Here is a 14,375-nt window from a genome sequence, read left to right on the forward strand (position 1 = left end):
AGAATCTATTTTACTGCTTCATAGGAATATTTATTTCCAGCATTCCATAAAAGATATTCATCTACTCCATTTTCTTCAAGTGCTTTTATTTGTGCCTTTAACTCATTTTCACCATATTTTATATGTCCTTTTACCCAAGGAGCTGTAAAATCTTGGATCCAAGGTCTTATGATTGCCGGAGTTGCAACATTTCCATTTCTTCTAACTGCATCTTTTGTACTATAAAAAACTGTTCCATAAGGGTCTGCATCTGGAATAGGTATTTCATAAGTACCATTAGCATAATGAGAAGGATAAATCATAGGACATATATAATCAACAACATTACTAATAGCTTCCCAATATTGTCCTAGTGACATATCATTTGTAACTGATGCAACTAATCCATAAATATCTGCACCAATATATACTTCATAAGGTTCAAGTTCCTTATGACCATACATTAAATATTCTTGTATAGCTTTAGCTTTAGATTCATTGTCATTATTTCTATAATCTAACACTTTGTCCAATTTCCCACCATCAGAAGCTGGAAATCTCACATAATCAAATTGTATTTCATTAAATCCTGCTTCCGCTGCTTCTTTAGCTACTGCTACATTATATTCCCAAAGATTTTTATCATAAGCTGAAACCCATGATAATTCATCAGAATTTTTAAATATTTCTCCAGTGTCCTTATAAACAATAGTTCTATCTGGATGAGCTTCTCCGTAAATAGGATCCTTAAAAGAAACAATTCTAGCTATAGCATAAATATTATGTTCTTTTAGTTTTTCAATGAAAGCTTTAATATCTTTTATAACTATATTATCATTGGCTTTTGGAGCAAATTTGTTAGCTGCATCAGTATAGAACAACATTTCTCCCCTATCATCCTTCACATCAATAACAAAAGTATTTATTCCTGATTTTTCTGCTATATCTATAAGATAGTCAAAATTTTGACTTACAGTTGAAAATTTTGTCACATAAACCCCTTTAACTTTTACTGGCTTATTATTTTCATATATTTTCTTATCTTGAGCAGAATACTCTAAATCTTTAAATTCTGGTGAAATTAATTCATATTTGTTAGAAACTACATAATCGGCGGAAATAAAACCTTGGGTATCTTCAAAGGATATTTTATACCAATGCCCATTTGTATCATCATTTATTTCTTCTTCCACAGTAACCGCCTCTCCTTTAAGAATCAATCCAACTTTCTTAGAATTTGAATTAGATTCTTCTCTAATAATTAAAGGATTAGCATTTATGTAAACTTCTTTTCCAATTATTGAATCATCGTTAGCAGTCTTTTGATCATCATTAGTAGATTCATCAATTTTAGTATCTTCCTTCTCTTCCGTAACCTCTTTATTATTATTTTCAATATTATTTTCAACAGATGAATTATTTTGATTTTTTTGTGAGGTACTATTACTACATCCCATAAAATTTGTTGTTAATAAGGAAACTCCAATCATAAAAATCAGAACCTTAGTTTTTTTCATAATATTCTCCTTTGCAAATTCATATTAGCTACTTTTTATTATATACTTAAATTTCACATAATTCATCATTTTTTTCACATTATTCCCCATAAAAAAGCAAGTAAAATTTTAATAAGTTCTCTCTAAATCAAATTTTATAGGTCAATAATTATTTTCTCCTTATAAAAAATTCAAATGCCTTGTAATAATACCCTTTTATTTAATAAAAATTCACTTTATATACAAACAAAAAACAAAAGATTCAAATAACCTTTTGTTTTTTGTATTATTGTGTTATTTTGTTAATATTTCGTATCCATTTTCCGTTACTACAACAGTATGTTCCCATTGAGCAGACAACTTTTTATCTGCTGTTACCGCTGTCCATCCATCCTTTAACACTTTACATCTAAATGTACCTTGATTTATCATCGGTTCTACTGTAAAAACCATTCCTGGTAGTAAAATCATTCCATCACCTTTATTACCCACATGATCAACAAATGGTTCTTCATGGAATTTATGACCTATTCCATGCCCACCATATTCTCTAACAACCTGATAGCCTTCTTTCCTTGCATGCTTATTAATAGCAAATCCTATATCACCTAAAGTTGCAAAGGGCTTGATTTCATTCAATCCTACCTCAAGACATTCTTTAGCAACTTTTACTAATTTTCTTGCCTCTTCTGATGCATTTCCAACTATAAACATTCTACTAGCATCACCATAATATCCATTATATATGCTCGTAACATCGATATTTATTATATCCCCATCTTTTAATTTTCTATTCTCTGGTATTCCATGACACACTACTTCATTAATCGAAGTACAAATACTTTTGGGAAAACCCATGTAATTTAATGGTGCCGGAATTGCGCCTAACTCCAATGTAAGTTTATGGGCAAAATCATTTAGTTCATTAGTAGTGACCTCTTCTTTAATCAAATCACCTATTTTGTCTAGTACTATAGCTGTAATGTGAGAAGCTTTTCTTACCCCTTCTATTTCATTTTCATTGAGAATAATATTTTTAGGTGGAACTAATTCACCCTTTTTCTCTAGTTGATCAATCAATTCATCCATTTCTAAATGACATCTTTTGTATTTTTTACCACTTCCACACCAACACAAATCATTTCTTGATATTTCCTTCATAAACACACCTTCTAACTAGTTTTCTTTTTCCAATATTTCTTTAGTCAATATTATTATATTTTAGATTGACCTCATTGTCCAATATTTAATAATTAAAATTTATTTTCACGAAAAGCTTTTAATTATATAGAATAATGTATATAATATTAATAATATTTAGGGGAAAAAATTTTAAGGGGGATATAAATGGAATTAAATAAAAGAGTACAGAATCTTAAACCTTCTGCTATAAGAAAATTGCTTCCTTTTGCAGCAGAAGCTAAACAAAAGGGAAAAAAAGTTTATCATTTAAATATGGGGCAACCTGACATCAATACACCAAAAGAATTTTTTGAAGCTTTAAAAAATTATAATACGGACGTAATATCCTATGCGCCTTCAAGCGGACATCCTGAACTAATATCAGAAGTAATAAAATATTATTCAAATTTAAATATTAGTTACAATACAGAAGATGTTTTTGTAACAGTAGGTGGAAGTGAGGCCTTTTCTTTTGCTTTAATGGCTGTATGTAATGAATTAGATGAAGTTTTGATGCCTGAGCCTTATTATTCAAACTACAACACTTATATGCAATTATTAAATATAAAAGCCGTCCCTATAAAAACAAAAAGTGAAGATGGGTTCCATTTACCCTCAAGAAATGATATTGAAAAACTTATAACATCAAAAACAAAAGCAATTTTATTATCCAATCCTGGAAATCCAACTGGAACAGTTTATACTGTAGATGAAGTAAAAATGATTGCTGATATTGCAAAAGACAATAATATTTTTGTGATTTCAGATGAAGTATATCGAGAATTTGTTTATGATAATCATCCTTATTTAAGTTTTGCATCATTAGATTATATAAAAGAAAATCTTATATTGATAGATAGTATTTCTAAGCGTTTTAGTACTTGTGGTGCTCGTATAGGATTTCTGCTTACTAAAAACAAAGAACTTCAATCTGCTTTTTTTCAGTTATGCCAAGCACGTTTAGCTGCTCCTATAGTTGAACAAATTGCTGCTACTGCTTTATATCAAACTCCAAAATCATATTTAGATTGTGTAATACATGAGTATGAAAAAAGAAGAGATTTAGTTTATGAATGCTTGTCCAACATAGAAGGTGTTTTTTGCAAAAAACCAGAAGGTGCTTTTTATATTATGGCCACATTACCTGTTGACAATGCCGAAAATTTTATCCAGTGGATGTTATTAGATTTTGATTACTGTAACGAAACACTTATGGTAGCACCAGCTTATGGATTCTATTCAACAGATGGTTTGGGATTAAATCAAGTTAGAATCGCTTATGTTTTAAACGAAGAAGATTTAAAACGTTCAATGAAAATTTTATCTAAAGCCTTAGAAGAATATTCAACCAAATCAAAAAAATAAATATTTCTACACTGTATAGTCTCTATACAGTGTTTTTTTTGTTTTTTATAATTTTTTCATTGATACCTATATTATTATATGTTATTATATAGATAATTCATTACCTAGTTTTTATAACTACGTATTAGCTTGGCTATATTCTCACATAAAGTAATTAACATTTCAATAAAGGAGGATTTATTTTGGAAAAGATAGCTTTAGTCGCAGATAGCGCTTCTGATTTAACCAAAGAACAAATAGAAAAATATAATGTTACTGTATTGCCTTTAAAAATAATATATAAAAATAATGAATATTTAGACGGTATAGATATAACCCCTGAAGAAGTCTACGAAAGACTGGAAGAGGAAATACCTTCAACATCATTACCATCCCCTCAAGATATTGAGAATGTTTTCACAAAGTTAGAGAATGAAGGATATACTCATGTTATAGCAATCCCTTTAAGTTCTAATCTTTCTGGTACCTATAACACAGTAAAACTAATCGCTGATAATCATCCAAAATTAACATCAACAATCTTTGATTCAAAATCATTAACCTTAGGAACAGGTTCATTAGTATTAGCTTGTGGAGAGATGCTTCAACAAGGAAAATCTTACAAAGAAATTGTAGAACAACTACCTTTAATGCGCGATAACGTTACTGTATATTATGTGGTAGATACTTTGAAATACTTAATAAAAGGTGGTAGAATAGGAAAGGTTTCTGGTACCATTGGTTCCCTTCTCAATTTAAAGCCTATTATTTCAATAGATAAAGATGGCGTTTATTATACTTATGCAAAAATAAGAGGAAAAAAACAAGCCACTAGCAAATTAATTTCCATTGCTGAAGAATCTTTAAAAAAAGGCAAAGCTAAAATTTGGATAATGCATGGCGGTTGTTTAGACGAAGGAAAAGCCATACTTGAAAAATTTAAAAACATGCCAAATATTACTTCTTTAGAGTTTGGATGTATAAGTCCTGCTCTAGGAGTTCATACTGGAAAAGGATTAATTGGTTTGATTATAGCAAATGAGCCTTTTCATAACTAAAAAAACACAGACTCTTAATTATTCTGAGTCTGTGTTTTTATTTTGTGCCATCATCATCTCTTGTTGTCTTCTAAATCTTTCTGGATCAATTTTAGGGAAATTTTCATCTACCTCTATTAATTCCCCTTTACAATTTTCACAAATCATATCTGTCATTGAATTAGCAGTATACCACTTCGTATGACAGCTTGTACATTGTAATTTATACATTAACTCATCCCCATCTGTATACTCAAACTATAAATATTATACAACTTTTTCCTAATGAATTCAATCATTTATTTCCCATATAAAGAAATTTCTTTCTACAAAATTAGACATTATTTTTACATTATCTGATAATTTTGCACCCACGTTCATTATATTAAATTTGAATTAATATTTTTTTTCCTGTATAATGGAAAAAAGTTATACAAATTTCTTAAGGGGGAAAGTCAATGGTTAATAAAGTATTAAAAACTATGGCCTCTAGTTTTATTGCTCTAATATTAATTGTTCTTGCTTTATCTGGCATTTATACTGTTAAAACTGGGGAAGAAGCTGTGATTTTAAGATTTGGTGAATATGTTGACACAATAAATGAAGCTGGTCTAAAATGGCATATACCTATAATTGATACCGTGCTAAAGGCTAATTTAAATGAATCTAAACGATTAGAATTCGGATTTTATACTACCAACCCAGGAAATTCTAAAAATCAAGCTACTTACTCATCAAATGAAAATGAATCTTTGATGCTTACTGGAGATGAAAACTTAGTAAATGTTGAAACTATAATACAATATAAAATAAAAAGTGCTAAAGAGTATTACTTTAACGTAGACGATCAAATTCAAACCTTATCTATAATAACCCAGTCTACCATAAGAAGAGTTGTCGCATCTCATTTACTGGATGAGGTACTAACAGACAATAAATTTGGAATTCAGCAAGAAATAAAAGACGACCTTCAAGAAACTTGTGATAAATATGGCCTTGGAATTGCAATAACTGCTATTCAGCTTCAAGACGTTAATCCACCTCTTGAAGTTGATGCTGCTTTTAAAGATGTTGCTTCAGCAAGAGAAGATAAAACTAGCTATATCAACGAAGCTAATAGTTATAAAAATGAAGTTATTCCAACTGCAAGAGGAAATGCTGCTGAAATGATAAATATGGCTTTAGGCTATAAAGAACAGCGAATAGAAGAAGCTAAAGGGGATGTAGCTAATTTTACCCAAGTTCTTCAAAAATACAATGATGGTAAAAGTGTAACAAGAACTCGTATGTATTTAGAAACATTGGAAGAAATACTCCCTGGTGTAGAAAAATATATAGTTGATGAAAAAGGCAATACCGTTAACATTTTACCGTTGGGTGAATCATCTGTAATTCCGACTACTGATTAAAGGAGGCTTAAAATGATTATAAATATAAAAAAGTTAAATACTATTGAAACAGGAAAAAATATAGATCAAAAAATAAATAAATCATCACTAGTAACAATTATTTTCATACTTTTAGGATTAATTATTTTTAGTGCTTCTACTTTTACTGTGGAAGAATTTAATGGAGCTACAGTTACAAGATTTGGGAAAGTCACAAAACTTATAGTTAATGAAAAAACTCCAGAAATCATGGATTCTATACAAGATAATTCCAAATACCAAAATATTAAAGTGACTGATAAAAAAGGATTATTCTTTAAAGTTCCTTTTATCGATAGTGTAACAAAGTATAGCTCGAAACTTCTTACTTACGATACCTCTGCTAGAGAGGTTACAACTAAAGATAAGAAAAAATTAATTTTAGATAATAATGCACAATGGCAAATTGTAAATCCGCTTTTATTTAGGATTTCTATGGGAAATGAGACAAATGCTCATACTAGACTTGATGATATCCTTTATTCAAAAATCAATGAAAAAATTGGACAAACTGAAGCTCATGTTTTAATTTCAGATAAAGATTATACTTCTAATATGCTAGATGAATGTGTAACTGATATAAATAAAAGTGTTTCTTCTTATGGAATAAAAGTTGTTGACATAAAAATCAAACGAACAGATCTACCTTCTGAAAATAGTGAAAATATATTTAATAGAATGAAAACAGAAAGAGAACAAAAAGCTAAAGAATATAGGTCTGAAGGGAAAGAAGAAGCCCAAAAGATACGCTCTGAAGCTGATAAGGAAGCCAAAATACTTGAAGCTAAAGCTTATGCTGAAGCTGAAACAATTAAAGGAGAAGGAGATGCTGAAGCTACCCATATATATAACTTAGCTTATAATCAAGACCCAGAATTCTATGAATTTTATAGAACACTTCAAACCTACAAAAAAACACTATCCAGTAAAACTAAAATTATAATAGATTCAAATTCTCCTTTTGCAAAATATTTATTTGGACAATAACTTCAATTTATTTTAACATAAGTTTGAAATAACTATTTAAAGAACAAAAAGGTATTGAAGTAAACTTCAATACCTTTTTTTATTATTCTTCTACTTCAAATAAATCTTTACCTACTCCACATAGTGGACAAACCCACTCTTCTGGAACTTCAGCAAAAGATGTTCCTGCTTCTACATCATTATCAGGATCTCCTTCTGTTGGATCATAAACATAACCACAAACAGTACAAATGTATTTTTCCATATAAATAGCCTCCCAATAGTATCAATTATTATTTAATAATAAATAATTAATGTAATTATAATATAGTTATTTAACAATATCAAGTATTTTATATTAATTACTATATTTTTTTGGTTAATTTTTCTCATATCCAGATCTATATTGCAATAATATTATATAATAATAAAACTTTAATATAGAAGGTGGATTATGGAAACAAGGCTTATTATGCCCTTAACCGAATTTATTATTTCGTTTTGTTTTGCTTTTTTGTGTGGTTTAAGTACTGGAATTTGGATTTCACTAAAAGTAAAGAAAACTAACTCAACCAAAAAATAAAATATTCATTAAATAGTCCTTTGAACTTTAGTTTTTCCTTTGATAGGTTTTCTATAAGCTCTTACTAAAATTGCTATTAAAACAATAGATCCTCCTAATATCGCCCAAATGCCTGGAATTTCACCAATAAATAAAAATACCCAAACTGGATTTAAAATTGGTTCAATCATAGGTATTAAAACTGCATCTATGGCTGGTACATTTTTTACTGCTTTTGAATAAAAAACATAGGGCAATCCTATTTGTAAAGTTCCAAGTAAAAACATACCCAGCCAACTTTTTCCATCAGGCATGCTTTGGAATATAAAAGGTACTGCAAATAAAGTAGTTAATATATTTCCCCAAAACATACTTTGAAGAGGGTCCTCTTCATGTCCAAGTTTCATAAAAATAACCATAAAAGCAAAACTTACACCACTTAAAATTCCTAATATATTCCCAATGTAATTACCTACCGTTAAATTATCTATAAAAAATAATATCATTCCACCTATAATTGCAAAAATACAAATCCAATCTTTTAAACCAACTTTTTCTTTCAATATCCACGCGCCAAAAATCCCCACATATATAGGCGCAGTATATTGCAATAATATTGCATTAGCTGCAGTAGTCATTTTAGTAGAGCAAACGAATAAAGTAAGCATGCTAGCATAAAAAAAAGCTGCAAAGAATTTTTTGTAAGAAAACTTAAAGTTAGGTTTTTTAATAACACCTAAAATAAACATTGCCGCAAATAAGCTTCTCATTCCTGCTATAGCAATAGAATTCCAATTTATTAATTTTATTAATACTCCCCCAAAGCTCCATAATGTAGCAGCAATCACTAAATAAATATTATATCTAACTCTATCACTTATATGAATTTTTTCTGTCATAATAATAGTTCTCCATCCCAGTTATATATTTTCGATTTCTTATAGTTCTTTCATTTCAACTGATACTTTGTACTTGTCCAAAAACTCTAAAAAAGGTTTTATACAAATATAAATTAAGCTTCACAATGAAAAACACATATTAAATCCTTATAGGCATCTTTACAATAAATTCACTTCCCACATTTAATTCACTTTTTACAGAAATACTACCCTTATGAGCTTCTATTAAAGTTTTTACAATTGTAAGTCCTATTCCTGCTCCTCCAGTTTCTCTGTCCCTAGATGCGTCTGCCCTGTAAAACCTTTCAAATATATTTCTTAAATCTTCTTCTGAAATTCCAATTCCATTATCCTTCACTCTTAGTACAATATTTTCTTTTTGTTTTTCTAAAGATACAATCACTTCACCATTATTATCGGTATACCTGTATGCATTGGATAATAAATTATATATAATTTGCTTAATTTTATCCTCATCCATGAAAACTAATATACCATCCTGGCCAATATACTTTAGTTCAATATTCTTTTTTATATATATTGGTTTAAATGTACCTATTATTTTTTTTATAAATTCTGTTATATCGAACTGTTCTTTATTTAAATTCAACTTAGACTCTTCTAACATATAAATATTATTTAAATTATCAACCATCTTAGATAATCTTAAAACCTCTTCTTGACAAGAAAACAATTTTTCATTATCAACCTCCCATATCCCATCAGTAAAAGCCTCAATATGATTATTTAATATAGTAAGAGGCGTTTTAATTTCGTGAACTAAATCGCTTGTAAGCCTTTTTCTTAAAGCTTCTTGTTTATATAAATTATCTGCTAAATAGTTTATTGAATTAGATAAATCATAAAACTCTTTTGTTTTTGTACTAAACTCTGTCCTTATAGTATAATTGCCGTTTTTCATTTCATTGGCTGTATTAGTAATTGAAGTTATTGGTTTACTAATTTTCTTTGAAATCAAAAAACTAAATATAAGCGCAACTCCCAAAACTATTACTCCTGATATAAGAAATGAAACATTCATTGCTGATTTAAAAATCAAATCCTGCTCTGTTAGATTATAAGTTCCTATATATCCTATATTAAGCTCTGCAATCTTCTCACTATTTATTATAATATCATAATTTTGCTCTATATATTCCCCCATATTCATGCCTTGGACGCCCATCCACTTCCTATTTGGCATCTTATTAATATTTTTACTTTCTAAAGCTTTTTTACCAGAAGTATATATAGTCTTACCTTTTTTATTTTCAATTTCAATATACAATTGGTGAATTGTAGATAATTCATTCAGTTGTTCCATTAATACTTCAAAATTACCTGAATCTTCATAATAAAAATTTTCTATAGTTTCTTTAATTTTCAACATATTTTCTTCATGCTGATTTTCAAGATAATTATTAAATCTTTTATCTATTATAGAGTTTGATATTACGCTAGAAATCAATAGTATTGCTAGTACAAATAAAACCAAAATTGTGGTAATCCTTGTTGATATTTTTCTTTTCATTACTCTCCTCCAAACTTATATCCAGCCCCATAAATAGTTTTAATATATTCTGGATTCTTAGCATCAAATTCTATTTTTTTTCTAATATTTCTTATATGAGTATCTATACTTCTGTCGAAACTATCATTAAATCCATCCATAGCTTTTTCTAAAAGTTCTTCTCTACTAAATATTCTACCTGGAAAGTTCACTAAAGCATTTAATAATTTAAATTCATAAGTTGTAAGTTTTACAATTTTCCCTTGTTTCTTTACTGATAATTTTTTTACGTCAATCTCAAGGTCTCCATCATTAAAAACCAAAATATCTGCTAATGCGTTGTCTTCTCTATAACTTCTTCTAATCAAAGCATTTACTCTACTTACAAGTTCTCTTGCTGAAAAAGGTTTAGTTACATAATCATCTGCTCCTATTGATAATCCTTCTATTTTGTTTTCTTCATTAGTTTTTGCTGTTAACATAATAATCGGAACATCTGAACTAACTCTTATTTTTTTACAAATATTTTCTCCAGAAATTTTAGGTAACATTAAATCTAGTATTAATAAATGAATGGTTTCTTCTGTAAATACCCTTAAAGCTTCTTCCCCATCATAAGCTTTAAAAACATTATATCCATCCTTTTTAAGGTACGCTTCTATTGTATCTACTATTTTTTTCTCATCATCTACTACTAAAATATTTTTCTTCAAATTAATTTCCTCCTGAACTTTAAAGTAGATTAAATTTTAATTTTTTTTATTTATATATATAATATCACAAAAAGGTTCTCAAAATGAGAACCCTTTGTATACTATTTATTTTCTTCTTCAATCTGGCTATCCATTTCAATTGTATTATCAACCTCAACTTCATTAGCATTTTCAATATTGGTATTGTCTTTATCCACACTCAAACTAAAATTAGTAGTTAAATTTTGTTTTCTTCTCATATACTCTTCATCATCAATTTCACCATTTGCATATCTTTTATTTAAAACTTGTACCGCCAAATCTTTGTTACTTAAATTAGAATACGTATAATCTGCATTATTTGCTAATTGTTTTTTCTTCTTTTTAGATCTTTTAGCAAAGAAAATTATTAATCCTATAACCACTATTGCTACTACTATCCCATGTATAAAAAATAAAGGATTTCTATAACCCATAGGTCCATAAGATTCAATATCATGCATATTTCCTTTATACCCACTCATACCTCTTGCTGCTAAATTACTTAAATTTGCTATTGTTTGTACCATAAATTATCATCCTCTCCATTATAAATATTTATTTTCAATTATTCTTTTCTTTAATTCATACTCTTCAATTTCAATTTCACCTTTTGCAAGCCTATTTTTTAAAATCAGTATATAAGGATCTTCTTCATGGGAATTTTTATATTTCAAACCTAAATTTATCTTATCTTCCTTAATTAAATACATAAATACCACTGCAATTAAAATCCATATCATAAACATCTTTATCACTCCTTTACTTTTTATTTCTTTCTTTGAATCAATTGTATTATAAAAATATCAAGGAATTATGAAGTTAAATTCTATAGGAATCCCACTGTGAAACTTAATTTATACTTGTACAAAATCTTCATGTTTTAAGGAGTTTTGGACATGTATAAATTAATAGTTGAACTGGGATACCTATATCTCCCTATACTTAAAACTCTACTACATCTATTCTTACTTACTTGTAACACAAAAAAAAATTATCCATATTATAATTAATGTATTTAATAATTTTTGAGGTGAAAGTAATGAAGACATATTCTATGAAATCTATGGACTGCATGAAAAATATGAAAGTAAATATGGATGAAAATAGTATGGATGCTATGAAATCCATGAATATGTATGGTATGCAACCTATGAACCCAATGCAACCTATTCAAGCAATGCAAAGTATGCAAGGAATGCAAAGCATGCAAAATATGCAAGCAATGCAAACAATGATGGCTATGATGTCTATGATTGCAATGCAAACAATGCAAGGTATGTATGGTATGATGAATATGCAAGCAATGCCACCAATGTCTGGTATGAAACCATTTGATGACGAAGATAGCGATGAAAATGAAGATGACGAAGATTAAACAAAAGCAATGTTCCAATAAATGGAACATTGCTTTTAAATTAGAATTTCTTCTATCTTATTTTGATCTATATTATTATTTTTCTGAGCATCTTTTAATTTCCTATATATAATTGAATGATTAGAATAACTACAGCTTTTTTTTATATCACATTTACTACAATTCCAACATTTTAACTCCCCTAAATTTTCAAATATTCTTTCTTTTTTTTCAAAAGTTATAAATATATTGTGAATAAGTATTTTTTCATAAAAATTTCCTAAAACATTTTCTATATCCTCATTATTCATTTTCTCTAATTTACAACCCAAATAATCTCTCAAACATTTAAAATAAATTAATTCATTTTTCAATCCAATTTTCAAAGCAAAATCAATGAATTTTTCAATAGCTTTTTTACAATTAGAATACTCTTTTAATTTGTAATATAGCACAGCTTTGTATAAATCTAAATCACTATAATACCATGGTAATGAATCCTCTGTAGAAAGATTTAGAATGCTGCTTACCGAAGTCCCTTTTCCCAATTTAAATCCATTCAACATGCATAAAAGCTGCTTTACACCATCTTCATCTATCTTATATAAATTTCTAATATACCTTTTAATCATATTGTAGTCTCCATAACTAACAATAGAATGAAGATCATTAAATTTCTCTATCTCACTAAACCCAGGTATTATGACATGATAGGTTGGAAATTGTAAAAAAGATTCATTTCTTACCATGATAGAATACCCCATTTTTTTTACAAAGGCTATTAAATAATCCAGAATTTCTTTATTATTATTAAAACTAAGTTTTTTAGGTTCTTTAAATTTATAGCTAAAATTTTCTTTAAAAAAATTGTCTGGATAATATCCTGACCCATTTTGAAGTATTCCCATTAAATTATTTTCTTTATTTTTTATATTTTTTTTATAAGAAAATTTTTTCATTCCCATCATATTTTTTATATTTTGTCCTTGTAATAGTTCGTTCAAAGTTCTATCCAAAGCTAATTCAAAAACAGGATGGGCTCCAAATTTAACAAAATAACTTTGATCATCTTTATTGATTAATATAACAGCAACAACAGGGTAATTTTTATCCATGGAACAATCCTTTACCAAAAGGTTTAAATTACCATTTGATTTTATTCTTTCTATTTTTTCCTTTATGTTTTTATATTTGTTTAAGTATTCAAAAGGAATTGTAGGTGGAACAATTCTATTTACAATAATATCAATATTTACAGCTCTCTCAAATATCTCTGAAATTCCTTGTACTAAAGCCTCTTCTGGAGTATTCCCCGCGCACATGCCATTAGACATATACATTTTTGAAATCATTTTTATTGGTATATTACAAACATCCTTTGAATTTAAATCATAGTATGGTATAGTTACTATCTCACAAGGTGTATTTTCATAAGAAACCTCTAACCATTTTTTCATCAAAAAAGTCACATCAGTTTTTTTATCTAATAAGTTTCTTTGAATTGTAAACCACTTATCTTCACTATTAATATATTCTTTAATAGTAAAATATTTTTCATCCGGGGCATAATAAAAATCATTATGCTTGTAGTCCTCATCACTCATATCATAGGACAATCTAAAGTAGGCCATATTTTGAAGTCTTTCCATTAGCTCCCCATAAGCACTTGCTAAAGCAAATTCTGATGTTTTCCCTTTTCCATTTGATGCAATATTGGTTCCTTCAATATAAACTGATACAGAATAAAATCCATTAACTGAATTTTCCCAATTTTTTTCAACAGTCATAATTTCCATACTACATAAAATATTTCTAATCTTGTTGATTGTATTTAAAGGTTTATCATCTTTAAATTCCAAATATGATGGTGATTTCATAATGTCCT

Annotated in this window: 15 protein-coding genes; 5 read left to right on the forward strand and 10 right to left on the reverse strand. The window is 28.1% G+C overall.

Going from position 1 to position 14,375, the window contains the following annotated elements; translation table 11 throughout:
* Nucleotides 1-5 precede the first annotated feature (5 nt).
* Nucleotides 6-1,496 (reverse strand): putative glycoside hydrolase, encoded by a 1,491-nt coding sequence (locus BUB83_RS09110; protein WP_073338145.1) that lies wholly within the window; start codon nt 1,494-1,496, stop codon nt 6-8.
* A 273-nt stretch (nt 1,497-1,769) separates the two neighbouring features.
* Entirely contained in the window at nt 1,770-2,636 is an 867-nt protein-coding gene (locus BUB83_RS09115) for a methionyl aminopeptidase (protein WP_073338146.1), read from the reverse strand.
* Nucleotides 2,637-2,822: 186 nt separating this feature from the next.
* On the opposite strand from BUB83_RS09115, the gene BUB83_RS09120 reads away from it, so the two are divergent.
* Together BUB83_RS09120 and BUB83_RS09125 are read left to right on the forward strand one after the other, a co-directional pair.
* The gene (locus BUB83_RS09120) at nt 2,823-4,022 is read left to right on the forward strand and encodes a pyridoxal phosphate-dependent aminotransferase (RefSeq protein ID WP_073338147.1); all 1,200 of its coding nucleotides are present in this window, start codon (nt 2,823-2,825) and stop codon (nt 4,020-4,022) included.
* Nucleotides 4,023-4,204: 182 nt separating this feature from the next.
* Nucleotides 4,205-5,059 carry a DegV family protein gene (locus BUB83_RS09125; protein WP_073338148.1) on the forward strand — a complete coding sequence of 285 codons (855 nt, stop codon included), beginning with the start codon at nt 4,205-4,207 and terminating at the stop codon, nt 5,057-5,059.
* Nucleotides 5,060-5,077: 18 nt separating this feature from the next.
* On the opposite strand, the gene BUB83_RS09130 is transcribed toward BUB83_RS09125, so the two are convergent.
* Entirely contained in the window at nt 5,078-5,269 is a 192-nt protein-coding gene (locus BUB83_RS09130) for a hypothetical protein (protein WP_073338149.1), read from the reverse strand.
* Between the two features lie 227 nt (nt 5,270-5,496).
* On the opposite strand from BUB83_RS09130, the gene hflK reads away from it, so the two are divergent.
* Nucleotides 5,497-6,447, forward strand: a complete 951-nt coding sequence (gene hflK / locus BUB83_RS09135; RefSeq protein ID WP_073338150.1) for an FtsH protease activity modulator HflK — start codon at nt 5,497-5,499, stop codon at nt 6,445-6,447.
* 12 nt (nt 6,448-6,459) lie between these two features.
* On the forward strand, nt 6,460-7,452 hold the full coding sequence (gene hflC / locus BUB83_RS09140) for a protease modulator HflC (RefSeq protein WP_084133483.1): 993 nt from the start codon (nt 6,460-6,462) through the stop codon (nt 7,450-7,452).
* 82 nt (nt 7,453-7,534) lie between these two features.
* On the opposite strand, the gene rd is transcribed toward hflC, so the two are convergent.
* From rd to BUB83_RS09170, 6 genes are all read right to left on the reverse strand, one after another.
* Nucleotides 7,535-7,696: a rubredoxin gene (rd, locus tag BUB83_RS09145; protein WP_073338151.1), complete on the reverse strand. Its 162-nt coding sequence runs from the start codon at nt 7,694-7,696 to the stop codon at nt 7,535-7,537.
* A gap of 326 nt (nt 7,697-8,022) precedes the next feature.
* Nucleotides 8,023-8,892 (reverse strand): DMT family transporter, encoded by an 870-nt coding sequence (locus tag BUB83_RS09150; RefSeq protein ID WP_073338152.1) that lies wholly within the window; start codon nt 8,890-8,892, stop codon nt 8,023-8,025.
* A 139-nt stretch (nt 8,893-9,031) separates the two neighbouring features.
* Nucleotides 9,032-10,423, reverse strand: a complete 1,392-nt coding sequence (locus BUB83_RS09155; protein WP_073338153.1) for a sensor histidine kinase — start codon at nt 10,421-10,423, stop codon at nt 9,032-9,034.
* Nucleotides 10,423-11,115 carry a response regulator transcription factor gene (locus BUB83_RS09160; RefSeq protein ID WP_073338154.1) on the reverse strand — a complete coding sequence of 231 codons (693 nt, stop codon included), beginning with the start codon at nt 11,113-11,115 and terminating at the stop codon, nt 10,423-10,425. The genes BUB83_RS09155 and BUB83_RS09160 overlap by 1 nt, the downstream gene beginning before the upstream one ends.
* Before the next feature lie 101 nt (nt 11,116-11,216).
* Complete coding sequence (locus BUB83_RS09165) at nt 11,217-11,663, reverse strand: SHOCT domain-containing protein (protein WP_073338155.1); 447 nt, start codon at nt 11,661-11,663, stop codon at nt 11,217-11,219.
* 18 nt (nt 11,664-11,681) lie between these two features.
* Nucleotides 11,682-11,882, reverse strand: a complete 201-nt coding sequence (locus BUB83_RS09170; RefSeq protein WP_073338156.1) for an SHOCT domain-containing protein — start codon at nt 11,880-11,882, stop codon at nt 11,682-11,684.
* 293 nt (nt 11,883-12,175) lie between these two features.
* On the opposite strand from BUB83_RS09170, the gene BUB83_RS09175 reads away from it, so the two are divergent.
* A complete protein-coding gene (locus BUB83_RS09175) occupies nt 12,176-12,511 on the forward strand; it encodes a hypothetical protein (RefSeq protein ID WP_073338157.1) in 336 nt (111 codons plus the stop codon).
* A 35-nt stretch (nt 12,512-12,546) separates the two neighbouring features.
* Here BUB83_RS09175 and BUB83_RS09180 read toward each other — a convergent pair whose 3' ends face one another.
* On the reverse strand, nt 12,547-14,367 hold the full coding sequence (locus BUB83_RS09180) for a YcaO-like family protein (RefSeq protein WP_073338158.1): 1,821 nt from the start codon (nt 14,365-14,367) through the stop codon (nt 12,547-12,549).
* Nucleotides 14,368-14,375 lie beyond the last annotated feature (8 nt).

Origin of the sequence: Clostridium grantii DSM 8605 (genome assembly GCF_900129965.1) — a bacterium.
In the GTDB taxonomy this organism is placed as follows: Bacteria; Bacillota; Clostridia; order Clostridiales; family Clostridiaceae; genus Clostridium_AF; species Clostridium_AF grantii.